Source organism: Janthinobacterium sp. TB1-E2 (assembly GCF_036885605.1).
GTDB lineage: Bacteria > Pseudomonadota > Gammaproteobacteria > Burkholderiales > Burkholderiaceae_D > Janthinobacterium > Janthinobacterium aestuarii.
In genome coordinates this window covers 5,177,513-5,201,563 of record NZ_CP142523.1, presented here as the reverse complement: position 1 = coordinate 5,201,563, position 24,051 = coordinate 5,177,513, and the positions used below count along the sequence as shown (strand labels likewise).

The 24,051-nt window shown below is 62.3% G+C and carries 20 protein-coding genes; 10 read left to right on the top strand and 10 right to left on the bottom strand.

The features are described from left to right. Window positions 1-18 precede the first annotated feature (18 nt). Together OPV09_RS23380 and OPV09_RS23375 are read right to left on the bottom strand one after the other, a co-directional pair. On the bottom strand, window positions 19-1,521 hold the full coding sequence (locus OPV09_RS23380) for a sensor histidine kinase (RefSeq protein ID WP_338679500.1): 1,503 nt from the start codon (window positions 1,519-1,521) through the stop codon (window positions 19-21). A gap of 17 nt (window positions 1,522-1,538) precedes the next feature. Then, complete coding sequence (locus OPV09_RS23375) at window positions 1,539-2,126, bottom strand: hypothetical protein (RefSeq protein WP_338679499.1); 588 nt, start codon at window positions 2,124-2,126, stop codon at window positions 1,539-1,541. A gap of 115 nt (window positions 2,127-2,241) precedes the next feature. Here OPV09_RS23375 and greB point away from each other — a divergent pair, with 115 nt between their 5' ends. Together greB and OPV09_RS23365 are read left to right on the top strand one after the other, a co-directional pair. Further along, window positions 2,242-2,808 carry a transcription elongation factor GreB gene (gene greB, locus OPV09_RS23370; protein WP_034753993.1) on the top strand — a complete coding sequence of 189 codons (567 nt, stop codon included), beginning with the start codon at window positions 2,242-2,244 and terminating at the stop codon, window positions 2,806-2,808. Between the two features lie 71 nt (window positions 2,809-2,879). Continuing rightward, window positions 2,880-3,524 (top strand): transposase, encoded by a 645-nt coding sequence (locus OPV09_RS23365; protein WP_338679498.1) that lies wholly within the window; start codon window positions 2,880-2,882, stop codon window positions 3,522-3,524. A gap of 35 nt (window positions 3,525-3,559) precedes the next feature. Here OPV09_RS23365 and OPV09_RS23360 read toward each other — a convergent pair whose 3' ends face one another. From OPV09_RS23360 to OPV09_RS23345, 4 genes are all read right to left on the bottom strand, one after another. After that, window positions 3,560-5,842 (bottom strand): RelA/SpoT family protein, encoded by a 2,283-nt coding sequence (locus OPV09_RS23360; protein WP_070303641.1) that lies wholly within the window; start codon window positions 5,840-5,842, stop codon window positions 3,560-3,562. 82 nt (window positions 5,843-5,924) lie between these two features. After that, window positions 5,925-6,128: a DNA-directed RNA polymerase subunit omega gene (gene rpoZ, locus OPV09_RS23355; protein WP_010400723.1), complete on the bottom strand. Its 204-nt coding sequence runs from the start codon at window positions 6,126-6,128 to the stop codon at window positions 5,925-5,927. Between the two features lie 54 nt (window positions 6,129-6,182). After that, window positions 6,183-6,821 (bottom strand): guanylate kinase, encoded by a 639-nt coding sequence (gene gmk, locus OPV09_RS23350; RefSeq protein WP_080753685.1) that lies wholly within the window; start codon window positions 6,819-6,821, stop codon window positions 6,183-6,185. 135 nt (window positions 6,822-6,956) lie between these two features. Continuing rightward, window positions 6,957-7,847 carry a YicC/YloC family endoribonuclease gene (locus OPV09_RS23345; RefSeq protein WP_034753986.1) on the bottom strand — a complete coding sequence of 297 codons (891 nt, stop codon included), beginning with the start codon at window positions 7,845-7,847 and terminating at the stop codon, window positions 6,957-6,959. A 302-nt stretch (window positions 7,848-8,149) separates the two neighbouring features. Between OPV09_RS23345 and rph the strand changes: the two genes are divergently transcribed. From rph to hemW, 3 genes are all read left to right on the top strand, one after another. Then, window positions 8,150-8,878 (top strand): ribonuclease PH, encoded by a 729-nt coding sequence (gene rph, locus OPV09_RS23340; protein ID WP_070303642.1) that lies wholly within the window; start codon window positions 8,150-8,152, stop codon window positions 8,876-8,878. Window positions 8,879-9,016: 138 nt separating this feature from the next. Continuing rightward, a complete protein-coding gene (rdgB, locus tag OPV09_RS23335; RefSeq protein ID WP_338679497.1) occupies window positions 9,017-9,601 on the top strand; it encodes an RdgB/HAM1 family non-canonical purine NTP pyrophosphatase in 585 nt (194 codons plus the stop codon). Continuing rightward, window positions 9,598-10,872: a radical SAM family heme chaperone HemW gene (hemW, locus tag OPV09_RS23330; RefSeq protein ID WP_072455352.1), complete on the top strand. Its 1,275-nt coding sequence runs from the start codon at window positions 9,598-9,600 to the stop codon at window positions 10,870-10,872. The genes rdgB and hemW overlap by 4 nt, the downstream gene beginning before the upstream one ends. Here the strand turns inward: hemW and OPV09_RS23325 are convergent. The 3 genes from OPV09_RS23325 to OPV09_RS23315 all read right to left on the bottom strand — a co-directional run bounded on the left by OPV09_RS23325 (window position 10,869) and on the right by OPV09_RS23315 (window position 15,137). Continuing rightward, window positions 10,869-12,044 carry a tetratricopeptide repeat protein gene (locus OPV09_RS23325; RefSeq protein WP_338679496.1) on the bottom strand — a complete coding sequence of 392 codons (1,176 nt, stop codon included), beginning with the start codon at window positions 12,042-12,044 and terminating at the stop codon, window positions 10,869-10,871. The two genes, hemW and OPV09_RS23325, sit on opposite strands and share 4 nt — an antisense overlap. Window positions 12,045-12,211: 167 nt before the next feature. Next, window positions 12,212-13,942, bottom strand: a complete 1,731-nt coding sequence (locus OPV09_RS23320; RefSeq protein WP_338679495.1) for a methyl-accepting chemotaxis protein — start codon at window positions 13,940-13,942, stop codon at window positions 12,212-12,214. A 121-nt stretch (window positions 13,943-14,063) separates the two neighbouring features. Continuing rightward, the gene (locus tag OPV09_RS23315; protein WP_338679494.1) at window positions 14,064-15,137 is read right to left on the bottom strand and encodes a patatin-like phospholipase family protein; all 1,074 of its coding nucleotides are present in this window, start codon (window positions 15,135-15,137) and stop codon (window positions 14,064-14,066) included. Between the two features lie 204 nt (window positions 15,138-15,341). Here OPV09_RS23315 and OPV09_RS23310 point away from each other — a divergent pair, with 204 nt between their 5' ends. Beyond that, window positions 15,342-16,211: a hypothetical protein gene (locus OPV09_RS23310; RefSeq protein ID WP_338679493.1), complete on the top strand. Its 870-nt coding sequence runs from the start codon at window positions 15,342-15,344 to the stop codon at window positions 16,209-16,211. A gap of 74 nt (window positions 16,212-16,285) precedes the next feature. Here OPV09_RS23310 and tal read toward each other — a convergent pair whose 3' ends face one another. Continuing rightward, window positions 16,286-17,221: a transaldolase gene (tal, locus tag OPV09_RS23305; protein WP_219327617.1), complete on the bottom strand. Its 936-nt coding sequence runs from the start codon at window positions 17,219-17,221 to the stop codon at window positions 16,286-16,288. Window positions 17,222-17,428: 207 nt separating this feature from the next. On the opposite strand from tal, the gene OPV09_RS23300 reads away from it, so the two are divergent. Genes OPV09_RS23300 through OPV09_RS23285 form a run of 4 tightly spaced genes read left to right on the top strand, consistent with a single transcriptional unit; the run spans window position 17,429 to window position 23,956 of the window. Beyond that, the gene (locus OPV09_RS23300; RefSeq protein WP_338679492.1) at window positions 17,429-20,290 is read left to right on the top strand and encodes a type VI secretion system Vgr family protein; all 2,862 of its coding nucleotides are present in this window, start codon (window positions 17,429-17,431) and stop codon (window positions 20,288-20,290) included. Window positions 20,291-20,337: 47 nt separating this feature from the next. Then, the gene (locus tag OPV09_RS23295; protein WP_338679491.1) at window positions 20,338-21,237 is read left to right on the top strand and encodes a DUF4123 domain-containing protein; all 900 of its coding nucleotides are present in this window, start codon (window positions 20,338-20,340) and stop codon (window positions 21,235-21,237) included. After that, window positions 21,234-21,857: a DUF3304 domain-containing protein gene (locus tag OPV09_RS23290; protein WP_219327614.1), complete on the top strand. Its 624-nt coding sequence runs from the start codon at window positions 21,234-21,236 to the stop codon at window positions 21,855-21,857. Before OPV09_RS23295 ends, OPV09_RS23290 begins: the two co-directional genes overlap by 4 nt. Next, window positions 21,854-23,956, top strand: coding sequence for a T6SS phospholipase effector Tle1-like catalytic domain-containing protein (locus OPV09_RS23285; RefSeq protein ID WP_219327613.1), 2,103 nt, complete (start codon window positions 21,854-21,856; stop codon window positions 23,954-23,956). Before OPV09_RS23290 ends, OPV09_RS23285 begins: the two co-directional genes overlap by 4 nt. Window positions 23,957-24,051 lie beyond the last annotated feature (95 nt).

Sequence of the window (24,051 nt, the reverse complement as noted above, 5' to 3'; positions counted from 1 at the left end):
TCCTATCTGATTCACCCACTAGGCCGCGTCTGGCGGCGGCCCGCTGTGCGCTGGCGCACTGGCTGCAGCCGCTATTATCGCCTCTCGCGCGGTGGTCAGCCGGATTTTTATGCTCAGGATGGTGCCGCCGCCCGGCCCATCCATCAGGCTCAGGGTACCGCCCAGCGCGCTGGCCCGTTCGGCCATGCCGCGGATGCCGAACGACTGCGGCTTGGCGCGGTCGGACAGGCGCATGCCGACGCCATTGTCGGCGATCGACAGGCTGATATGCTGGCGCTGCCGGGCCAGGCGCACGCTGACCTTGCTCGCCTGCGCATGCTTGGCGATATTCGTCAGCGCCTCCTGGGCGATGCGGAACAGGCTCGTCGCCTGGTCCAGCTCGAGGTCGATGTGCTGGCGGTTCGAAATGAACTGGCATTCGATGCCTGCCTGGCGCGCGAATTCCTTGACTTGCCAGTCCAGCGCGGCGACCAGGCCCAGGTCCAGCATGGACGGGCGCAAGTCCAGCGAAATGCGGTGCACGGCGTCGATGCTGCGGTCGACCAGGGCGTCGACATAGTCGGCCTTTTCCTGCAGCTGGGTATCGTCGGGTGGCAGGCGGCGCGCCAGCATGGCCAAGGCCATCTTGATCGCCGTCAAGTTGCCGCCCAGGTCATCGTGCAGTTCGCGCGCCAGGCGCGTGCGTTCGTGTTCCTTGACCTTGTCGATATGCGCAGTCAGCTCGGCCAGACGGGCGCGCGACTGGCGCACTTCGATCTGTTCGAGCCGGCTTTCCGTGATGTTCGTCATGATGCCTTCCCACTGCACCGTGCCGTCGGCCAGCGCGCGCGGCGTGGAGCGCAGGTTGATCCATTTGACGTCCTTCCAGGCGTCGATCCAGATGCGGCCTTCCCAGTTCCAGCTCCACAAGGCCGTCTTTGACGTCTGCATCGATTCCAGATACGAGGCGCGGTCGTCGGCGAGGATCAACTGGTAAAACAGTTCAGGGCGCGCGTGCAGCAGTGCCGGGCTCAGGCCCAGCAGGGCCTGGCAACCGTCGCTCAGGTAGGCAAAGGACGCCCGTCCATCCGCATGCAGGCAGAACTGGTACACGAGGCCCGGCGTATTCGAGACGATGGCGTTGAAGCGCGACTGCACCTGCGCCAGCGCGGCGGCCGTCGCCTGCGGCGTGCGCAAGTCTTCGCCTTCGGCCAGCAGCAGGGCGCGGCCGTGGCGGTGGGCGCGCGACAACTGCAGGCTGAGCGAATACAGGCTGCCGTCGCGGCGGCGCTGCTGCACGTGCAGCCGGGCTTGCGCGCCGATGCTGTCGTCCAGGGTGGCCAGCACGGCGGCCAGTTGCTGCGCATCGAGCTGCGGCGCCAGCGTGAAGGGCGTCATCGCCAGCAATTCCTTGCGCGCGTACTGCAAGTTGTCGCAGGCGGCATCGTTGGCGTCCAGCAATTGCAAGCTGGCCGCGTCGTACAGGTAGATTTCCGGCGCCGCCGCGCGCATGGCGGGGGCCAGCCGGGGAGTGTCGTGCATGGAGTTGGCTTTCTTCATCAGCGGCGGGCGCGCCAGAAGGCGGCGAAGCGGCGCAGGACCCGGGCAGGGCGGGAATTATGGCGTCCTGGCGTACCTTTGCGCAAGCGCTGCCACCAGGCACGGCGGGCGCGGCCCAGCGCGGCCGACAGCCGGCTGACTCGGCGCCATGGACGCGTGGCGCGCAGGCGGGCGATCCAGCGGTCCTTGGTTTCCATGAACAGGCCATGCCAGTGCGCAAACCATGGCAAACTCAACAGGGTAGGGCGCGTCAGGCTGTACAGGCGCGCGACGGCGGCCGCGCCGCCCAGCTTGGCGATGACAATCACGCCGATGCCGGAAAACGCATGGCCGCGCGCGATCGCCAGCAGGGCCAGCAGCTTGACGGGAAACAGCAGCACGGCCGGCAGCACGAAGATGGCCAGCGCCCAGTACGGCGGCAGGCGCTTGATCCACGCTTCGAGCGCATGCAGGGGCGGAAATTGCGCGATCACCTGCATGATGCGTGCCCCGGTCGCCCACAGCCATTCCTCGATCAGCAGGAAGATGGCGGCCAGGTAGACCAGCGGCGCGAACAGCCAGCGCCTGACTCTGTAGAATTTTTTCATCCGTCTCCGTGTGCGGCGCAGGTTTGCCGCGATTGCCACGATGATACGTCAAAAAAGCCCGCTTGCCCCCGCATCCCGTGTGCCCGTGGCTCCCTGGCGGGGCTACAATAGACAGATGAATAAAGCCTTTGTAAAAGAATCCGACAACGACGACGATGAAGAAGCGGCCGCGCTGGCGCTGGCCATTCCCGCCGGTGCCAAGAACTACATCACGCCCGCCGGTTACCAGCGCATCAAGGAAGAGCTGCTGCAGCTGATCGACGTCGACCGTCCGGAAGTGGTGCGCATCGTCCATTGGGCGGCGTCGAATGGCGACCGTTCGGAAAATGGCGACTATATCTACGGCAAACGCCGCCTGCGCGAAATCGACCGCCGCATCCGCTTCCTCACCAAGCGCATGGACCTGGCCGCCATCGTCGACCCCAGCGTGCACCATGGCAACGACCAGGTGTTCTTTGGCGCCACCGTCAAATATCGCACGGAAGATGGCGAAACGCACACCATCACCATCGTCGGCATCGACGAGTTCGATCCCCTGAACGGCAAGATCAGCTGGGTCTCACCCATGGCCCGCACCATCACCAAGGCGCGCGAAGGCGACGTGATCACCCTCACCACGCCGCTGGGCGAGCAGGAACTGGAGTTGCTGGAAGTGACGTATCCGGCGCCGGGGGAAGGGTAGTTTGCGGTGACGCAGGGTGGCAAGCGGCGTGTTCCGCCAAAATGAAAGCTCCTTTTTTGTGAGGAGCTGCCATGGCTCGCACCGCGCGCTTGTTTTTGCCTGGAATGCCCTTGCATGTGGTGCAGCGAGGGGCGGACAGGCAAGCATGTTTCCTTGATGCCGATGATTACCTGCGATATTTGTCTTATTTGAGCCAGGCGTTGCAAGCGAATCCATGCAGAATCCATGCTTATGTACTCATGACAAATCATGTGCATTTGCTGTTGTCAGCAGACACTTCCACTATTCCCTCTGGTTTAATGAAATCGCTTGCGCAATACTTCAATTGGCGTTACGGAAGGACTGGAAGCATATGGGATGGCCGTTATAAGTCTTGCCTGGTGCAAGATGAGTTATACCTACTGGTTTGTCAGCGTTATATCGAACTCAATCCGGTTCGTGCTGGGATGGTTGACTTGCCAGGAGCGTATCGTTGGTCCAGCTATCGCTGTAACGCGTGTGGCGAGCTTGATAGCCTGGTAACTGCACATCCGCTGTATTGGCGTTTGGGGAGAAGTCAGGTGGAAGCACAGGCTGCCTATCGTGAACTTTTTCAACGGGATTGGTCGTTGAGAGATTTGAGTCAGTTGCGCGCCAGTATCAATGCCGAATTTGCACTTGGTGATCAGGATTTTTTGCGACATGTTGCAGAACGCGGAGATCAGCCGCAGGCGTAAGCTTGGGGTCAGACCCGGCGGGTCTGACCCCAGGGCTAGTTACGTTCGCGCAGGATGCGGTTCACGCCGGCCACTCTGCGCACATTGCGCAGCAGGGCGGCCAGGTGGACCCTGTCCTTGACTTGCACGGTGAAGCGCAGCTGGTCGAGGACGTTGTCCTTGTCTTCGTCCATGCCGACATAGATGATGTTGGCGTCGGATTCGCCGATTTCGGCGGCCACGCGGGCCAGGATGCCCCGTTCGCTGTTGATCAGCACCTTGATGCGGCAGTCGAAACGGCGGTTCAGTTCGGTTCCCCAGCGCACGGCGATCCAGCGGTCCGGTTCCTTGGCGCGCTGGCGTTTCGCTTGCGAGCAGTCGCTCGTGTGCACGAGCAAGCCCTGGTCGCGGCGCAGCTGGCCGATGATCTGGTCGCCCGGAATCGGCAAACAGCATGGCGCCAGTTGCACGGAGACGCCTTCGCTGCCGCAGATGGTGACGGGGTCGAGCTCGCTGCCGCTGTTGTGTTCCACGGGCATGCTGGCCGCTTCGCCGCCGATCAAACCGAAGATGTGGCGCGCCACCAGGGTGGCCATGCGCTTGCCGATGCCGATGTCCGCGTACAGCTCGTCCATGGAATTGGCGCTCGATTCGTTGAGCAGGCGTTCGACCAGCGGTGCTTGCAGGTCGGCGTCGATGTTCAGGGTGTGCAGCGCCTGCGACAGCAGTTGCTGGCCCAGGGCGATCGATTCGGGCAGGTTGATCGTGCGCAGATGGTGGCGGATGGCCGAACGGGCCTTGCCGGTGCGCACGAACGACAGCCACGTCGGGCTGGGGCGCGACGAGGAATCGGTGATGATTTCCACGATGTCGCCATTGTGCAGCTCGGTGCGCAGGGGCGAGGTTTCGTTGTTGATCTTGACGGCCACGGTCTGGTCGCCGATGCCCGTGTGGATCGAATAGGCGAAGTCGATGGCCGTGGCGCCGCGCGGCAGGGCGATGATCTTCGACTTTGGCGTAAACACGTAGACGGAATCGGGGAACAGGTCGACCTTGACGTGTTCGAGGAATTCGGCCGAGTCGCCCGTCTGCTGCTGGATGTCGAGCAGGGATTGCAGCCACGCATGGGTGCGCTGCTGCAAGTCGGACGGGTTCGATTCGCCGCTCTTGTAGAGCCAGTGCGCGGCCACGCCGGACTCGGCCGTGCGGTGCATTTCCTGCGTGCGGATCTGGAATTCCACGGGTGTGCCGTAGGGGCCGATGACGGTCGTGTGCAGCGACTGGTAGCCGTTCAGCTTGCGGATCGCGATGTAATCCTTGAACTTGCCCGGCATGGGCTTGTACAGGCTGTGCAGGGTGCCGAGGGTCACGTAACAGTCGGCAAAACTGCCCACCACCACGCGGAAGCCGTACACGTCCAGCACTTGCGAGAACGACAAATGCTTGCTGCGCATCTTTTTATAGATGTCGTACAGGGTCTTTTCGCGGCCCGTGACGTCGGCCTCGAGCTCGGCCATGGACAAGGTGCTTTTCACCGCTTCCATGATCTTGTTGACCACTTCACGCCGGTTGCCGCGCGCCGCCTTGACGGCTTTCGCCAGGGTGCGGTAGCGCATCGGGTACAGGTGCGAGAACGACAGGTCCTGCAGCTCGTGGTAGATGTTGTTCAGGCCGAGGCGGTGCGCGATCGGCACGTACACTTCCATGGTCTCGCTGGCGATGCGGCGCTTTTTCGCCGCCGTCATGAAGTCCAGCGTGCGCATATTGTGCAGGCGGTCGGCCAGCTTGATCAGGATCACGCGCACGTCGGACGCCATGGCCAGCAGCATCTTGCGGAAGTTTTCCGCCTGTGCTTCGATCTGGCTCTGGAATTCGATCTTTTCCAGTTTCGACAGGCCATCGACCAGGTGCGCCACCGGTGCGCCGAAGCGCTCGATCAATTCATCCTTCTTGACGTCCTGGTCTTCCATCACGTCATGCAGCAGGGCGGCCATGATGGCTTGCGCGTCGAGCTTCCAGTCGGCGCAGATTTCGGCGACGGCGATCGGATGCGAGATATACGGCTCGCCCGAGCGGCGCATCTGGCCCAGGTGCATTTCGTCGGAGAAGCGGTAGGCTTCCTTGACTTTCTTCAGGTCGGCGGGAGACAGGTATTCGGCCAGCTTGTCGGCCAGATGGCTGACGGAGGCCACGCCGAGGGCGGGCGCTGGCGGTGCTGCGGGGGTGTTGCTGCCGGACGTGCCGGTGCCGGGCGCGGAAGCGCCCTGCGGTTTTGCCGCCTGGCGCGGGGCCAGGGGCGGCAGTGCTGCGGAAGTCGTGTCGGCTGGGGTCAGACTCATAAAACGTCGCGTTGCTTCACAGTGTGAATAAAGGATACGGTAGAACCAGGGGTCAGCACTGTTCCGGCACGCGGGTTCCCAATTACATCGGGACCTTTTTCAGCATTTCGATGCCGACTTTACCGGCAGCGATTTCACGCAGTGCGACAACGGTAGGCTTGTCCTTGGCTTCCACCTTAGGGGTGTGGCCTTGCAACAACTGACGTGCGCGATAGGTCGCAGCCAGGGTCAGCTGGAAACGGTTAGGGATCTGCTTCAGGCAATCTTCGATTGTGATACGGGCCATAGTAACTCCTAAATTTGTGTGCGTGGTGCTGTGTGAACTGGCGTGCAGAGACGATTATTCTGCGTGCAGGCCCAGCTGGGCGAATAGCGATGCGTTGCGGGCCGCTTGTTGCGCAAACCGGCAACGGGCCGCTCTCACGATCGCGCTCAGTTCGGACAAAGCGACCGTAAACTCTTCATTGATAATAACATACTCGAACTCGGGAGCGTGTGCGATTTCGCCGCCGGCCGCCAGCAGGCGGCGCGTGATCACGTGCGGCTCGTCCTGGCCGCGCTTGTTCAAGCGTTCTTCCAGCGCATCGATCGACGGCGGCAGGATGAAAATGCCGGCCGCGCGGGGGAATTGCTTGCGCACTTGGCGCGCGCCCTGCCAGTCGATTTCCAGCAGGATGTCGGTGCCGGCGGCCATTTGCTGTTCCACCATGATGCGCGAGGTGCCGTAGTAATTGCCATGCACTTCCGCCCATTCCAGGAATTCGCCCTGGTCGGCGCGCGCGACAAAGTCTTCCGCCGTCGTGAAATAGTACTCGCGGCCATGCTGCTCGCCCGGACGGGGCGCGCGCGTGGTGGTTGAGATCGACAATTTGATGCCGGGCTCTTGCGCCAGCAATGCATTGACCAGTGTCGATTTGCCGGCGCCCGATGGCGCGGCAACCACGAACAGGCTGCCGGAGAAGGCGGTAGGGTGGCTCATGCGGATCTTTCAATAATCGTGTTGTTGGCGCCGGTGCTCGCGCAAGCGGCGCCCAATCCGCTATTTTACCAAGAGGCAAGGCGGCGAGCCAGTCCCAAAGCGGCCGGCACGGAGGATGCCTGGCCAGGCTGGCCCTTATTCCAGGTTCTGCACCTGTTCGCGCATCTGCTCGATCAGCAGCTTCAAGTCCATCGAGGCGTCGGCCAGTTCCTTGACGGACGCCTTGGCGCCCAGGGTATTGGCTTCGCGGTTCAGTTCCTGCATCATGAAGTCGAGGCGCTTGCCCACTTGCCCGCCCTTGGTGAGGATGTGGCGCGTTTCGCCCAGGTGGGCCGACAGGCGCGCCAGTTCTTCCGATACGTCGATGCGGATGCCGTACAAGATCACTTCCTGGCGGATGCGCTCCATGGCGTCCTGGCGCGACAGGGCCGAATTCGAACCCTGGCTGGCCAGACCCAGCGCGTCCTGCATGCGTTCGATGGCTTTTTGCTGGAAGGCCGCCACCACTTGCGGTATCAATGGCGTGATGCGCTTGACGATGGCTTCCATCGCTTCGATGCGCGACACGAGCACGGCTTCGAGCGCCGCGCCTTCGCGCTTGCGGCTGTCGACGAAGGCGGCCACGGTGCGCTTGGTCAGCGCGCCCACGTCCGCCTGCAAGGATTCCTGCCCCACTTGCGCTTCTTCGATGACGCCTGGCCAGCGCAGCAGTTCGGCCACCGTCATGACGGGCGCGGAGACAAAATGCTGGCCCACTTCGTTTTGCAGGCGCGCCAGTTCGGTCAGCAGGGGCAGGTTCAGCGCCTGCGTGCCGGCCGTTGCGGCCTTGCGGCCAAAGCTCAGGCGTACCTCGACTTTGCCGCGCGTGATGGCGGACATGACGGCGGCGCGCAAATCAGGCTCCAGGGCCCGCAGATCGTCGTTGATCCGGAATTGCAGGTCGAGAAAGCGTGAGTTGACGCTCTTGATTTCAATTGTCAGTGTGCCTGCAGCACCTTCGCTGGTGGCAACCGCGTAGCCTGTCATGCTTGAAATGCTCAAAGGATTCCCCGATTTGGTCTTGTATACAGTCACTTATACACTTAATCAGCCAGCGCAGGCAATACCGCCCGCGCCGCAAAACAGGACCGAAGTGCTCGATGGCCTGGAAATTGCTGAATAGTGTGCGTTTTACGGCATTGTAAAGAAAATTGTGTTTGGCGGGGCAGGATTGTATGGATCATGTGTGCGCCGCCCGCCATTGCGCCTTGCGCTGTTGCATGGCCGCAAATAGACGGGCGCGCGGTGGTAGAATCGCTGCCGCAACCCCAATCACACAGGACATCCCCATGACATTCGAATCCCGCCCGAGCGGCCGCGCCGTCGACGCGCTGCGCGCCATCCGCATCACCCGCCAGTACACCAAGCATGCCGAAGGCTCGGTGCTGATCGAGTGCGGCGACACCAAGGTCATCTGCACGGCCAGCATCGAAGACAAGGTGCCGGGTTTCCTGAAGGGCAAGGGCCAGGGCTGGTTGACGGCCGAGTACGGCATGCTGCCCCGCTCGACGCACACGCGCATGGACCGCGAAGCGGCGCGCGGCAAGCAGTCGGGCCGCACGCAGGAAATCCAGCGCCTGATCGGCCGCTCGCTGCGCGCCGCCTTCGATCTGCAGGCATTCGGCGAACGCACCCTGCACCTCGATTGCGACGTGATCCAGGCTGACGGCGGCACGCGCACGGCCTCGATCACGGGCGCCATGGTGGCAGCGTATGATGCGTTTTCCCAACTGCAGGCACGCGGCGCGATCACCGCCATCCCCGTGAAAAGCTTTGTCGCCGCTATCTCGGTAGGCGTCTACCAGGGCATGCCGGTGCTGGACCTCGACTACGTGGAAGACTCGGGCTGCGACACGGACATGAATGTGGTGATGACGGAAGCGGGCCACTTCATCGAAGTGCAGGGCACGGCAGAAGGCGCCGCTTTCGACCGCGCCGGCATGAACCGCTTGCTGGACCTGGCACAGGGCGGCATCGCCGATCTGATCGCCATGCAGAAGCAAGCCCTCGGCATTTAATCTTTACACAGATTTACACATCGCCGCCCGCCGCGCCGGGCAACAAGCCCGCTTTTGCCGCCGTTGAGCGCGGCGGTGGGCCAAGGTGAGGGGAGCGCAAAAGGTTTACAATGTCGGCACTTCAACCGGACTACTGACATGACCCAACGCCTCATCCTCGCCTCCAACAACGCCGGCAAGCTCAAGGAATTCAACGAGCTGCTCTCGACCATCGGTTTTTCCGTCCACGCCCAGGGCGAGTATGACGTGCCGGAAAGCGACGAGCCGTTCCACACCTTCGTTGAAAACGCTCTGCAGAAGGCGCGCCACGCATCGCGCCTGACGGGCTTGCCGGCGCTGGCCGACGATTCCGGCGTGTGCGTCAATGCGCTCGGCGGCGCGCCGGGCGTGTACTCGGCGCGCTATGCGGGCGAGCCGAAGTCGGACGCGGCCAACAGCGCCAAGCTGATCTCCGACCTCGAGGCGCATGCCGACAAATCCGCGTATTACTACTGCGTGCTGGTGTACGTGCGCCATGCGGACGACCCGCAGCCCGTGATCGCCGACGGCCGTTGGAATGGCGAGATGATCGCCACGCCGCGCGGTAACGGCGGCTTCGGCTACGATCCGCATTTCTTCCTTCCCGCGCTGGGCAAGTGCGCGGCCGAACTGACGTCCGATGAAAAGAACGCGCTGTCGCACCGTGGCCAGGCCCTGCGCGCGCTGGTGGAAAAGCTGCGATGATCCCGATCAAACTGGTGGGCGCCGTTGCCAAGTCGGCAGCCAAGCCCGGCGCCGCTCCCGCGCCGCAGGAAGGCATTTCCGGCGCGGCCGGGGCGGCCCTGAAATACCTGCAGCCGGGCGCGCTGAACCTGACGGCCCTGCCGCCGCTGTCGCTGTACATCCATTTCCCGTGGTGCGTGAAAAAATGCCCGTATTGCGACTTCAATTCGCACGAGGTGCGCGGCGACTTGCCGGAAGCCGAATACCTGGCGGCCCTGCGGCTGGACCTGGAAATGGCGCTGCCGCTGATCTGGGGCCGCAAGATCCACACGATTTTCATCGGCGGCGGCACGCCCAGCCTGATGTCGGCGGCGGGCCTGGACCGGCTGATGTCGGATGTGCGCACCCTGCTGCCACTGGAGCCCGATTGCGAAATCACCATGGAAGCCAATCCGGGCACCTTCGAAGCGGAAAAATTCAAGTCCTACCGGGCCAGCGGCATCAACCGTTTGTCGATCGGCATCCAGAGCTTCAATGGCCGCCATTTGCAGGCGCTGGGCCGCATCCACGACGACAACGAGGCGCGCCGCGCGGTGGAGATCGCGCACGCCAATTTCGACAATTTCAACCTCGACCTGATGTACGCGCTGCCCACGCAGACGCTGGACGAGGCGCGGCAGGACCTGGAAACGGCGCTGTCGTTCGCGCCGCCGCACCTGTCGCTGTACCACCTGACGCTGGAGCCGAACACCCTGTTCGCCAAGTATCCGCCCGTGCTGCCGGACGACGACGAGAGCGCCGACATTGCCGACATGGTGGCCGCGCGCGCGGCGCAGGCCGGTTATGGCCGCTACGAAGTGTCGGCCTATGCGCAGCCGGGCCGCCAGGCAAAGCACAACCGCAATTACTGGGAATTCGGCGATTATCTCGGCATCGGCGCGGGTGCGCATTCGAAGATATCGTTCCCGCACCGCGTGCTGCGCCAGGCCCGCTACAAGCAGCCGCGCGCCTACATGGACGCGGTGCTGGCCGGCAACCCGGTGCAGGAAGAGCGCGAACTGGCGCGCGAGGAAATGGGTTTTGAATTCATGCTCAATACCCTGCGCCTGACGCAGGGCTTTACACCGAACCTGTTCGCCGAGCGCACGGGCCTGGCCCTCAACGCCATCGAGCAGCCGCTCAATGCGGCCGAAGCGAAAGGCTTGCTGTACCGCGACCACCAGGTCATCCGTCCGACGGAACGGGGATTGTGCTTCCTGAACGACCTGCAGCAGATGTTCCTGGAAGATTAATGCGTGGTGACGGCGCGCAGTCGCTGCAGCTTGGCCGCATAGAGCGTGTGGTCGCCGCGCGTGGTGCTGCTGCTCATCGCCAGTTCCAGCTGCTTGCCGGCCTGCTCCAGCTGGCCCAGGCGCGCATAGGCTTGCGCCAGCCAGAAGTGGAACTCGTGGTAGTACGGGTCGCGCGCGATTTCGCGTGAAAACAGCTGTATCGCCCTCACGTAATCGTTTTGCTGCATGGCCGCCTTGCCCAGGTTGAAATAGTGGAAGGGCGGCTGCGGCTGCAGCGCCAGCAGGCGCCGGCGCAGCGGCAGCGCTTCATTCTGCAAGCCGGACGCTTCCAGCGCCTGCGCCAGGTTCGACAGCAGCACCGTGTTGTCCGGCGCGCGCGTCAGCGCATGGGCGAACGTGCGCCGCGCTTGCGCCAGGTTGCCATGGCGGAACTGGACCACGCCCAGGGTGTTGTAGGCGCCGGTGAACGAGGGGTCCTGCAGCAGCGCTGCCCGGGCCCACCAATACGCCTGGTCCAGCTGGCCTTCGCTCATGCTTTCGGCGGCTCGGTTGTTCATGTACATGGCGAGCACGGTTGCTTCGTCGAGTTCCCGCGTGCGATAGCTGCCCATCTCCACGGACGGCAGGAAATCGATCACCATCATGCCCTTGGCATCGTACCTGCCGGATTTGTCGTCCAGCCGCTGGCCCAGTACGAGGTTGACGTGGCCGGCGACAAAATACATGTCGCCGCTGCGGCTCCAGCTTTCTTCACCGAGCACCTCCTGGTAGCGCACCTGCAAGCCCATTTCATGCGCCAGCGCCGCCGTCATGATCACCAGCGACAGGCAGTTGCCCTGGCGCGCCGCGAACGTTTCGCGCGCATTGCGCGTCATGGCCGCATCGTATTCGAGTTTCAGCCTGCTCTTGTCGTACAGGGCGTCATACAGGGCCGCGCGGTCGTTCTTGTTGCGCGCCTCGCGCCGCACTTGTGTGCGCACATACTGGCGCATGGGCTCGTCGATAGCAAAGACCTGGCTGGCGTCGATGGCGGCGGCCGGGGCGAAATCGCTGTCGTTGAAGATGGGGGGCAGGCTGGCAGGCGGTGTGACGCTGCAGGCCGCCAAAACACAGCAGAGCAGGGCGGCGCCCAGGTGCTTGAAGCAAGGGGCGGAAACAAGATAGGGGCGCATGGTCTCTCCCTGGAGGCGCCGGCTGTCTCATGTCGCGGTGGCGCGCCAGTCCCACCTGAAACCAGTATCGGCGCGCCTGGCGCCGCTGTCAAATAGTTTCAAGCGCCTTGCCGCCGCCGGCACGGCGCTTGAAACTGTGCTTGAAAACCGGGCTTGAACCCCCTGGCTTAAAATTCCTCCCAGTCGTCGCCGGCGATGTGCGATGGCGTTTTGTGCGCCGCCGCACCGGCCGCCTTGGGTGCTGCCGGCTTGCCGGCCGTGGCCTGGGACTGGCGTGGCGCGAGTTTTTGCGTGCTGGCAATGGCGGCCTTGGCTGGCCGCGCGGCGCGCACGGGCGCCGCCGCGACGACGTGTTCGAGCTGGAAGCCGGCCGCCACTTGCGCCAGGCGCGCGGCCTGGTCCTGCATGCTTTCGGCCGCGGCGGCCGCTTCTTCCACCAGGGCCGCATTTTGCTGCGTTACCTGGTCCATCTGCGCGATGGCCTGGTTGACCTGGTCGATGCCCAGGCTTTGTTCGGCACTGGCGGCGGTGATCTCGGCCATGATGTCGGTCACCCTGCGCACGCTGTCGACCACTTCACCCATGGTGCTGCCCGCCTGCTGCACCAGCCGCGTGCCATTGTTGACCTGTTCCACCGAGTCGCCGATCAGGGTCTTGATTTCGCGCGCCGCCGCGGCCGAGCGCTGCGCCAGGCTGCGCACTTCCGTGGCGACGACGGCAAAGCCGCGTCCCTGCTCGCCGGCGCGCGCCGCTTCGACGGCCGCGTTCAAGGCCAGGATATTCGTCTGGAAGGCGATGCCGTCGATGACGCCGATGATGTCGACGATTTTCGTCGATGCCGTATCGATGGCGCCCATGGTGTCGACCACCTGGCTGACGATGCTGCCGCCCCGTTCGGCCACGCCGGACGCGGCCACCGCCATCTGGTTGGCCTGGCGCGCATTGTCCGCATTCTGCTTGACGGTGCTGGTCAGTTCTTCCATCGACGACGCCGTCTCTTCCAGCGAGCTGGCCTGCTGCTCCGTGCGGGCCGACAAATCCTGGTTGCCGGCGGCGATTTCGCCCGATGCCGTGGCGATCGCGTTGGTGCCCGTCTGCACTTCCGACACCACCTTGCGCAGCGCCTCGTTCATGCCGTGCAGCGCGCGCATCAGGTCGCCGATTTCATCGCTGGCGGCCTTGCCGAAATGCGTGCGCAAGTCGCCGTCGGCCACCGTTTCCGCCACTTTCACGGCAGCCTTCAACGGCTGCGTGATCGAGCGCGTGATCAGCCAGGCGCAGATGCTGCCCAGCGCCACCACCAGCACGCACAAGGTCAGCAGCAGGGTGAAGCTGCGCCCGTTGGCCGCCTCGATCGCGTGCGCCGTGGCGTCGATGGCCTGGCGCTGCTGCGACAGCAGGGCCTTGACGTTGTTCTGGTATTTGGTGGCGGCCGGCGCGAAGCTGTCGCGGTAGGTGCTTTCCGCCTGCGCCGCGTCGCCTGCCTTGCGCGCATTCATCACCAGGGTCTTGGCATCCTGGTACTTGACGCGCTCGGCGATGGACGATTTGAAGATGGCTTTTTCTTCGTCGCTGTCGAGCAGCGCCTCGATTTTCTTCAGCAGTTCGCTGCCCTGTTTGGTGCTGTCGGCGATGGTGTCGGCAAACACGCTGGACAGGGTTTCATCCGTGCTTTTGGCGATCATCGAGGTGCGCGCGATGGCCGAATAGATCAGCACGTACCAGTCCGATACGAGGCGTTCCTTGGCCAGCGGTTTTTCCATCATTTGCCGCGTCGCTTCGGCATTCACGTGGGCGCTGTACAGCGCGTACGAGGTGGAGATCACGGACAGCAGCAGCACCAGCGCGAAGCCTGCAGCCAGGCGCGTGCCGATACGAAGGTGGGAGAGGGCGTGCATGGTTGGAGCTCCTGTCGCAGAGGGGATTTAATTGCCTGTGCGACATAGTATGCACTGAGAAGTGACCAAGAGGCGAGCGAAACGCGCGCTTGTTTTGGCGTCTGTTGCAGCCACGCCCGTGCTACAGATCGCCCGCCTGGCGCAAGTCCGGCTGCTCGGCCCAGCGGGCGAAGGCGGCCGCCATGCGCTCGCTTTCCGCGATGGCGCGGCGCCAGTCGCGCATGCGCGCCGCGTGGTCTTGCCCGTAATGGGGGAAGTCGCGCCGGTCCGGCAGTTTGCCGTTGGGCAGGCTGGCCACGAAGGCGGGCGACGGCGAGACGAGGATCATGTTGTCGAGTGCGCTATCGCCGCTGCGCGCGCGGCGCCAGGGCATGGCCTTGTCCAGCCAGCCCGGTACGATATGGTCGGCAAAATGCGGATACAGCACGAGGTCCGGTTCGCGCTGGTAGGGCAGGTGCAAATGGTAGTCGACCAGGCCGCCGTCCCAGTAGCGCCCGGGCGGCGCGCCGGCGATGTCCGTGACCGCATCGAGCACCAGCGGAATGGAGCCGGAGGCCAGCAGCGCGTCGCGCAGGTTGTCTTGCGCCAGCGGCACGAAGTGGGAATGGAAGGCGTCGAAGCGCGAGCGCAGCCAGCTGGCGCCATCCGGTCCGGCATGGAACACGGCGCGTTCCAGCGAGGCGGCCAGGCGCGCGCGCGCCACGGCGTTGCCGGCGGCCGCCATCAGGAAGCCGCGCCGGTCGCGCCATTTGCCCGGCTGCGCCAGCGCGCCGATGCCGCGTACGGCCAGCACCGACAGGCTGTGGCGCTCGTGCCGCAGCAGCTGCGCATCCTGGCCATCGAGGACGGCGTCGAGCAGGGCGCGGCAGGTGCGGCTGACGTGCGCCGCCTCGGGTTTGTCGGGATAACGCTGGCCCACGTATTCGCGCACCAGGCGGCGCTGCGCGGCGACAGGGTCGGGGAACACGGCGGCGGCCATGCGCCAGGCGCCGATCGAAGCGCCGACGAACTGGCGCGGACGCGGCGCTTGTGGCAGGAAGTGGCCGAACAGCCAGCAATCGAGCTGGTGCAGGATCAAGCCTTTCGGCCCGCCTGCGGCGGCAGGAACGATGGCGATATCGCTGGCGCGCACCCCGTTGTCGGCGATGCGCGCCCGGGCGCGGCGGCCCAGGCGGATAGTGATCGGTGATTGCATGAGTAGTCGTTGGCGGCCTGTAGCCAGGTATTTTACCGCCAGCGTGGCGCCATGACACAGTCGCGCTCGCTATAGTCCCATTGTTAGTATTAATAAATTTCTTTAAGGCAACCATTCTCTTGAGAAATGTTGCATAATATTGGACGTTGAATTTTTGGCATGTGCCAAGGATTCCTTATGTCTTGCTTTTTTTATTGGAATCGTATGCAACTGAATCACGCTTTTGTTCTGACCCTGATCGCCGCTTCGCTTGCCGCTTGCGGTGGTGGCGGTTCCTCTTCCCCATCCGACACGTCGGTTGCCGTGAACACGGCCAAGCCTGCCGATCCGGTGGCGCCCGTCGTTCCTGTCGTTCCTGTCGTTCCCACGGTGCCAGCGGCCACCGGCGAAAACACGGGTAGTGTCAGCGCCCGTTTCGTCAATGGCGACAATAGCCGCTTCATCTTTACGGCTATCGGCTTGCAGAGCAGTGGCAAGGCCAGCCTGCTGGTCCAGGATACCTCCGGCGCCTTGAGCAATATCGGCAGCATCGTGCTGACGGGCAACCCGTCCGTGACGCGCGAAATCAGCGGCGACGCGGCTTTTGCGCAGGGACGCTGGTTCAAGGGCTCATTCAGCAACAGTACTGGTGCCACGACGTTGACCGGTAACAATGCCAGCGCGCATTACGTCGCCTACAACGTGCTCGCCGCATTGCCAGCGACCGGCACGTTCACCTGCGATGCCGGCACGTTCACGGCGCCAAGCTATACAGGCGGTACGAACATCTCGTCGAGCGGCTACTTCGGCACTGCCAGCGGCACTGGCAGCATGTCCTTCGATGCCTCCGGCGCGAAAATAGCGCTGGCCATCGACGCCAGCGCTGGCGGCAGCACGGGCAAAGTATCGGCTTCGACGACCATCGCTTCGCCAGGTTCCAGCAGCATCACCGGCGGCTACCTGTCGAATGGCACGGGCGCGCAGCTGATGCTGGGCGACGGCGGCGCCGGCCGCTATCTGCTGATCGCCGCCTACAAGGCGCAGCTGGCGAATGGCGCCAATTACCAGGGCGTGGCCACGTTCCGCTGCTCCTGATCGCACGGGCATGAAAAAAGCGGCGCCGTGCAATGCACGGCGCCGCTCTTTTTCGTCCGTCGCGATTGCCGCGATTAACGCAGCGCCGCGATCATCTGTTTCAGCTTGCCGGAATCGATGCAGAAGGCGCGGATGCCTTCGGCCAGTTTTTCCGTCGCCATCGCGTCTTCATTCATCATGAAGCGGAAGGCTTCTTCGTTCAGCGACATTTGCACGATGCTGGTCGATGGCGCCGCTTCGGCGCTCAGCTTGCGTTCCACCGGCGCATCGCTGTCGGCCAGTTTTTGCAGCAGGTCGGGGCTGATGGTGAGCAGGTCGCAGCCGGCCAGTTCGAGGATTTGCGACGTGTTGCGGAAGCTCGCGCCCATCACCTCGGTCTTGTAGCCGAATTTGCGGTAGTAGTTGTAGATGCGGCGGACCGATTGCACGCCCGGGTCTTCCGCGCCCATGTAATCGATACCCGTCGATTTCTTGTACCAGTCGTAGATGCGGCCGACGAACGGCGAAATGAGCTGGGCGCCCGCTTCGGCGCAGGCAATCGCCTGGGCCAGCGAGAACAGCAGGGTCATGTTGCAGCGGATGCCTTCCTTTTCCAGGATGGCGGCGGCGCGGATGCCTTCCCAGGTGGAGGCGATCTTGATCAGCACGCGCTCGCGCGGAATGCCGGCATTCGAATACAGGGCGATCAGGTCGCGGCCCTTGGCGACCGTGCCTTCCGTGTCGAACGACAGGCGCGCATCGACTTCGGTGGAGACGCGGCCGGGGATGGTTTGCAGGATTTCCACGCCAAAGGCGATCAGCAGGCGGTCGATGATTTCGGCGGTCGAGGCGTTCGGATGGTCGCGCACGGCCTTTTCCAGCAGCGGCTTGTATTCATCCTTTTGCACGGCCTTCAGGATCAGCGACGGATTCGTCGTCGCATCGCGCGGCGTGTATGCCTGGATCGATTGGAAGTCGCCGGTGTCGGCCACCACGGTAGTAAATTGCTTCAGTTGTTCGAGTTGGTTCATGGCTGCACGGGAAAGAGTGAATGGGCTTGCCGGGCTATTGTACCGAATTCACTGCCTGAAGCATCGACTATTGGTTTGCCCGCGCACTACTTACTCAATTGAATCTTGCTTTTTTGAGAACTCGCGCATAATTGCCTGGACTTGTTTATTTTGTACATTGTTTTAATAAGCAATGTGCGATGCCACTCTCCAGATGAAGAGCATCTTTTGACACAAGATATCGTTAGCGCGGTAGCCGCCTTCAACGGCGCGACACGCCTGTATGCATTGTCCATCGGCGACGATGGACAGGACAGCGGCTTGCTGGTCGAAGCCTTTGCCGCCGACGAACGGCTGCAGGAGGTGGGCGCGCGCGACATCATCGCCTTGTCCACCAGCGCCCATGTGGCGCTGGCGTCCCTGCTGGGCCAGCCGGCCAGCCTGCATATCAGCCTGGCGGACGGCACGCGCACCCCATTTTCCGGCTATATCAGCGCCGCCGCCACGCTGGGCAGCAATGGCGGCCTGGCGCGCTACCGGCTGCGCATCACGCCATGGCTGTGGCTGCTGACCCAGGCGCGTAACAGCCGCGTCTGGCAAGACAGGAGCGTGAGCGCCATCGTCGACGAGGTCTTGCAGGCGTATGCGCCGTACGCGCTGTGGCGCTGGAGCGACGAGGTGGCGTCATTCATGCAGGAGGCGGGCGAGCGCAGCTATTGCTGCCAGTACCGCGAATCGGACTACGATTTCGTGCGCCGGCTGCTGACGGAAGAAGGGCTGGCCTGGCGGTTTGACGGTCAGACCATGATCGTCTTTGCCGACAGCAGCCAGGTGTGCGCCACGCCCGAGGACGCCAGCAGCGCGCAGGGCGGCGGCTTGCGCTTTCATGGCGCGCGCGTCGGCGAGCCGGGCGACAGCGTGCAGGCCTTGAGCGCGCGGCGCAGCCTGCAGGTGGGCCTGAGCAGCGTACTCAGCTATGACTACAAGGCGAAAAAGGCCGTGGCCGCCAGCGTGCCGACCAACACGGCGCTCGGCGGCAAGAATGCGCCGGTGCTGGAAAGCTACGATACGCCGGGCCAGTACTGGTACGCCAGCGCCGCCCAGGCGCAGCGCTATGCGCAGTTGCAGATGCAGGCGCATGAAGCGCGCGCCCAGCTGTGGCAAGCCCGCTCGACCGTGCGAACCCTGCGCGCCGGCACGCGTTTTACCCTGACGCAGGGACCATTGCCGCCCGCCGATGGCGCCGCACCCGAGTATGTCGTGCTGCGCGTGGCCAGCATCGGCGTCAACAACCTGCCGGTGCCGGCACTGGAGGGATTGGCGGAACTGTTCGGCCCGATACCGGAATTGCTGGAGGAAACCGTGGCGCAGTGGGGCGACGGTTTTCCCGATGCCGCCGCCGCGATCGCGCAGGCGCAAGCCAGCGGTTACGCCAACTGCATCGAGATGATCACAGCAAGCACGCCGTGGCGTCCGCTGCAGGATGGCAACGATGCGCGCCAGCATGCCACGCCGACGGCCCTGGGCAGCCAGAGCGCCATCGTCGTGGGCGCCGATGGCAATGACGCGGCCAGCGGCGCCGATGAAATCTATTGCGACAGGCTGGGCCGGGTGCGCATCCGCTTTCACTGGCAACAGGAAACGGCCGCGACCTGCTGGGTGCGCGTGGCGCAGCGCGCGGCTGGCGGCGGCATGGGCAGCCAGTTCCTGCCGCGCATCGGCCAGGAAGTGCTGGTGCAATTTTTGGAAAACGATATCGACCGGCCCGTCATCGTCGGCGCGCTGTACAACGGCCAGGGCGAGGGCGGAAGCAAACCGACCCCGGGCGGTGTTGGCGGCGAGTCGGGCGACGCCGGCGTTTTCCAGCCGTCACACGATCACGCTGTGGCGGGCCAGGGCAATCTGGCGGGCGGCAACAGTCCCTTGTGGCATGGCGCCGCCGGAGCCAGTGCGGCGCACCGCAATGCCGGCGCGCAATGGGGCATCCGCAGCAAGGAGTTCGGCAAGGCGGGAGGAGCGGCGGGCTACAACCAGCTGTTGTTCGACGACACGGACAGCCAGGGCCGGGTACAGCTGAAAAGCAGCCATGCGGCCAGCGAACTCACTCTTGGCCACTTGATCCACGGCGCCGACAATTACCGGGGCAGCCTGCGCGGCGCCGGCGCCGAGCTGCGCACCGATGCGTATGGCGCGGTGCGGGCGGGCGCCGGGCTCCTGATTTCCAGCTACCTCGTCAACCACGACGCGCGGGCACGCGACCCGGCCGGCGACAATGCGCCCGGCATGGCGCTGCTCAAGCAGGCGGCCAAGCTGGGCGAGACTTTCAGCGAGGCGGCCGTCACGCATCAGGGGGTGGCCTATGCGGCGCACTTGGGGGCGACGGCGCCCGGCAGCAGTGCGCTCGATGCCAAGGCCGCGCCGTTGCCGGCATTCTTGACCAGTGCCTCGGGCATGCTGAGCCGCGACAGCGCGGACGCCGCCAGGAGCGACGCGGCCGGTAAACCCACGGCGCCGGCCGACGACAAGCTGCCGCACAGCAGCGACGCCATCATCGCGGTGGCGGCCAAGGCGGGCCTGGGCGTGGTGGCGGGCCAGGATATGCAACTGGCCAACGGCGAAACGGCAACACTGATGAGCGGGCTCGATACACAGTTCGCCAGCGGCGGCCAATGGCGATTGCACACGGGCCAGGCGATCGGCATGCTGGGCGGTGTCGTCAAGCCGGGCGAGGGCGAGCTGGGCGTCCAGCTGGTGGCGGCCAGCCAGCCCATCGAGGTGCAGGCCCAGTCCGACGAGATCAAGGTGCAGGCGCGCGAAGAGGTCAATGTCACCAGCGCCAACGCGCACATCGACTGGGCGGCGGCGAAAAGCATCCGCCTGTCGACGGCGGGCGGCGCCAACATCACGATCGAGGGCGGCAACATCACGATCCAGTGCCCGGGCAAGATTACCGTGTTTGCAGGCAAGAAAAGTTTTATCGGGCCGGAGCGGCTGACTTATCCGTTGCCCAGATTCTCCCGTTCCATATGTAAACGATGCAGGCGTAGCGCAGCCGAATCAGGTTCGCCTTTTTCCATGGTGGAAGAGTGAATAGCCAAAAACAACAGTTAGAGGAGCATGACTAAGTGGATATTAATATGTTTCCTTCTGACTGGAAAGTGTCATTGCACACGCGCTTGCAGGCGTTTCGCCGTCAGTTTCCCGAGGCGCACATTTATGCGTTGATCGATGGTGTTTTTGACGAGTCGTGTTATCCATTGCTTAAGCGCACGCAGCATCTGCGATATGAGGCGTTGTTTTCCGGTGCGCCAGGTGCGAATGAAGAAACTTTGTCCATCTCGCCGCTGCTTGTTGAATTTGACGATACAGCTCGTTTTACTTGGGAACGACTACTTGAAAAAACCAATGGTCATCCGGCGCTCAGCCTGATTGTCACGCCGGAGCCGTTGCAACAACTGGCTGCCCGTTTGGCATCATGGTGCATCGTCGATGCCGCAGACTATACGGTGGCGTTGTCGTTTGCCGATACCCGCATTTTGCCGCCGCTTTTCAATATATTGACGGCGCAGCAGTTGGGCCAGTTTTGCGGGCCGGCACACCGTTGGCAATACGTCACGCGCAAAGCCGACTGGAGTGATTTGACCTTGCCTGGTGAAGCGCTACCGGCGGCGCTTGGTATATCGTTAAGTGAGCAGCAATGCGCTCAACTGATGCGGGCGGCGGAAGGCGACGGCATCTTGTTTCAAGTGCGCGCAACCAGTCCTCGCTTGCTGGAACCACATACTGCCGAACATGCCCATGCCCTGATCGAATATTGGCTGGGTTGTGCCGATCATGCGCGGCTCGAAACACCGCCAGATCGATTTGACGTATGCATATTTGGCCTCGAAAACCCAGGTCTGCAAACACGGCCGCAAATTGCGTCCTGGCTAGCAGAGCCTGCTAGGGCGCAAACACCCGATTCATTGTTTGAACTCTGGATGGCAGAGCAATCCTCTGCTGATGTGCCGACCTTATCAGTGGAGGCAAAGTCATGATTATCTTGTTCAGGCAGTGGCTGTGGCGAGGTATCTTGCTGGCCGCATGTTTGCCCGGCGTTGCCATGGCCGCGAGCATTCAGGCGCTGAATTATTCTTCGCGCGAAGTCAATTACATCGCGGTTGAAAATCCGGGCAATACCAACAGCGGCGGCGGTGGCGATGCGATCGATCCTTATGGCCAAGGCGGCACGATATGCTGTTTCAGCGTGCCGGAAAAATGGCATGCGGATTTGAAGGTCGTGGTGGTCTATCAGTTTTATCCAGACCCGACCCTGCATCGCGAGACAGTCAGCATCCCGCCGTATCCGGATGGGAAGGCGGGCGATATCTGGCTGATCGTCTATGAAGATGGCAGCGTGGGGGCCGTGGTATCGCATTACGGACCAAGTCGGCCGGAATGGCCGGGGAAAATCAAGGGGTATCCGGTACCGACGAAGGAGTATCGGGATGAGCGTCGCAAGGATAAACTAAAGAGAGAGAGAAATACGCTCGATTTTTTGGAGAAAAGATTACTGCGTGACTTTTATACATTATCAGATGAAAAGATAAAAGAGAAAAAAGAAATTATTGAATTTCAAAAAAAAATTGTCCAGAGTTTAGAGGGAGATGTGAGATGACAGCTTTTTTAGCCGAAAACTATTCTGTTGATAAAACTGATCCATCTGACAAAGACCGTTTTTTTGACGGCGCTAATGAAATGGATGAAATTATAGAATTTATAAAGAAGCGTGAATGCCCACTTCCAGGTTTTCCTCCACCATGTGATGTCAATCTGTTTTTCGGTTTCTTCTTTGACGGCACCAACAATAATATGAAGCGGGATGTGCCGCTTCATTGTCACAGCAACGTGGCGCGCTTGTACCGTGCATTTCCCGGCGGTAAAGATACGCATGGCAGCGAGGCCTGGCCGGACTTGGAAACAAAATACCACAACAGTTACTTTCGCACCTATGTTCCCGGAGTGGGAACACGTTTCGACGAGGTTGGCGATACGGGCGAGGGATTTAGCGCTCTCACCAGCGACCGGGCGCGCGGCCTGGCCTTCGCTTACAAGGGAGAAAATCGCATCATCTGGGCATTGGTGGAGGCACTCAATAATGTGCACAGATATTATACGGATGCTCCCTTGGTGGATGACAAGACGTTTAAACAAGACTTCAATACGCTCAGTTTACCCAGTAAAGTGCGGCCTTCACAGGCGCTGGTGAACGCTTTTACGCAGGCCTTGCAAAAGTTGCACAGCAATTTGCGATCATTTGTGCCAACCGATGGGCCTGCGAAAAGCGTTAATAAAGGCAGGGTGCTCAATATCTTCGTGTCGATGTTCGGTTTCTCGCGTGGCGCGGCCGAAGCGCGCTCGTTTGCCAACTGGTTTATCTGGTTATGCAAGCTCGATGCGCAACTGACCGTTAGCAAAGGCGTCAAGGCTCGCCAGTTAAGTATGGGCACTATCGAGGTGACGTTTGACTTTATGGGCCTGTTCGATACCGTCGCTTCGGTTGGCTTGGCGGCTTCAGTGCCCCTCCCGAACAGGATGGTGGACGGACATGGTGGCTGGGCCGACACCGAAGTGTCGCTCAGAATACCCACATCACCGGGGCCAACCAAGTGCCTGCATCTGGTGTCGGCGCATGAAGTACGCCGGTCTTTTCCCTTGGACTCCGTTGCTCACCTGGGCAATATTCCCCCTAATTGCACTGAAATTGTTTTCCCCGGTGTTCATTCGGACATCGGAGGCGGCTATTTACCGCAAGAACAAGGGCGCGGTACAGATCCAAGCGGAGGTGACTTGATGTCGCGCATTACCTTGGCCACGATGTACCGGGCGGCGCGCCTGGCTGGGGTGCCGCTGAAGCTGGAAGAGGCCAGTGAAGCGACGAAGCGGGCCTTTCGCATCGATCCGCGCACAATAGCCACCTTCAATGCCTATATCGGCTTTTGCCATGCGCAGCAAGGAGCTGAGCCATCATTGCGGCTACATAGGATTATGGAATTCCAGCACATGCTGTACATACAGTGGCGCAAGAAAATGCTTGGCAAGATGGGAGATTTGCCGAATGTCAAGAATTTGGCAGCCACCTATAAAAGCGGGAAATTCGATTTTACTGATCTCACGATGGCGGACAAGGAGTTGGAGGAAGAGGTTGCGAGCTTTGAAAAATGGCGCACCGATCAGCGCACGACTGGCAGTAGAGGGCGGCCCCGTAATCCCGAATGGGAACCTATCGCCGAATTTTGGGATAAGCCGGTACCACCCGCCGAAGTAAACAACTTTTTTGAACAGTTCGTGCATGACTCGCGTGCGTGGTTCAAACCGTTGGGGAAAGACATTCCTGACTTGTGGTACGCGCTGGAATTGCTTGTGGCTCAGGAAGAGCGAGCCCGTGAATGGGAGAACGGTCCGGAGGCAGACCCTGGGAAGCCCAATCCCTATAGTTTGAGCAAGAAGGAAAAAGAGCAATTGCTGCGATACAAAGCTGTCAAAGGTACCGAAAACGAAATGGATGCGATCGAGCCGGACAAGGGCGGACGCGAGAACAGACTTTTGGGAGGTGGCTATTTGCGTTTCCGGTCAATTTACATGGGATCGGATACCTTCAAGCCGTCAGGCGCTCAGTATGCGGGCATGCTGCCTGTTTTGCACAAGGAACAGCGCATTATCGCGATGGCCCATCATATATCTGCCGATGCCGTGGAGTCGCTGAAGATGGTGTAAGTCAAATGCCAATCCATTGAGCTACCCGTGCACCGGGTCGATAGCCGCACATTGCCGGCCTTGGCGGCAGCCTTGACTAACGCAGTCCGTGCATT

Coding starts and splice junctions, on each gene's coding strand:
- OPV09_RS23380 (WP_338679500.1), bottom strand. CDS start 1,521: ATGCACGACACTCCCCGGCTGGCCCCCGCCATGCGCGCGGCGGCGCCG.
- OPV09_RS23375 (WP_338679499.1), bottom strand. CDS start 2,126: ATGAAAAAATTCTACAGAGTCAGGCGCTGGCTGTTCGCGCCGCTGGTC.
- greB (WP_034753993.1), top strand. CDS start 2,242: ATGAATAAAGCCTTTGTAAAAGAATCCGACAACGACGACGATGAAGAA.
- OPV09_RS23365 (WP_338679498.1), top strand. CDS start 2,880: ATGGCTCGCACCGCGCGCTTGTTTTTGCCTGGAATGCCCTTGCATGTG.
- OPV09_RS23360 (WP_070303641.1), bottom strand. CDS start 5,842: ATGAGTCTGACCCCAGCCGACACGACTTCCGCAGCACTGCCGCCCCTG.
- rpoZ (WP_010400723.1), bottom strand. CDS start 6,128: ATGGCCCGTATCACAATCGAAGATTGCCTGAAGCAGATCCCTAACCGT.
- gmk (WP_080753685.1), bottom strand. CDS start 6,821: ATGAGCCACCCTACCGCCTTCTCCGGCAGCCTGTTCGTGGTTGCCGCG.
- OPV09_RS23345 (WP_034753986.1), bottom strand. CDS start 7,847: ATGACAGGCTACGCGGTTGCCACCAGCGAAGGTGCTGCAGGCACACTG.
- rph (WP_070303642.1), top strand. CDS start 8,150: ATGACATTCGAATCCCGCCCGAGCGGCCGCGCCGTCGACGCGCTGCGC.
- rdgB (WP_338679497.1), top strand. CDS start 9,017: ATGACCCAACGCCTCATCCTCGCCTCCAACAACGCCGGCAAGCTCAAG.
- hemW (WP_072455352.1), top strand. CDS start 9,598: ATGATCCCGATCAAACTGGTGGGCGCCGTTGCCAAGTCGGCAGCCAAG.
- OPV09_RS23325 (WP_338679496.1), bottom strand. CDS start 12,044: ATGCGCCCCTATCTTGTTTCCGCCCCTTGCTTCAAGCACCTGGGCGCC.
- OPV09_RS23320 (WP_338679495.1), bottom strand. CDS start 13,942: ATGCACGCCCTCTCCCACCTTCGTATCGGCACGCGCCTGGCTGCAGGC.
- OPV09_RS23315 (WP_338679494.1), bottom strand. CDS start 15,137: ATGCAATCACCGATCACTATCCGCCTGGGCCGCCGCGCCCGGGCGCGC.
- OPV09_RS23310 (WP_338679493.1), top strand. CDS start 15,342: ATGCAACTGAATCACGCTTTTGTTCTGACCCTGATCGCCGCTTCGCTT.
- tal (WP_219327617.1), bottom strand. CDS start 17,221: ATGAACCAACTCGAACAACTGAAGCAATTTACTACCGTGGTGGCCGAC.
- OPV09_RS23295 (WP_338679491.1), top strand. CDS start 20,338: ATGTTTCCTTCTGACTGGAAAGTGTCATTGCACACGCGCTTGCAGGCG.
- OPV09_RS23290 (WP_219327614.1), top strand. CDS start 21,234: ATGATTATCTTGTTCAGGCAGTGGCTGTGGCGAGGTATCTTGCTGGCC.
- OPV09_RS23285 (WP_219327613.1), top strand. CDS start 21,854: ATGACAGCTTTTTTAGCCGAAAACTATTCTGTTGATAAAACTGATCCA.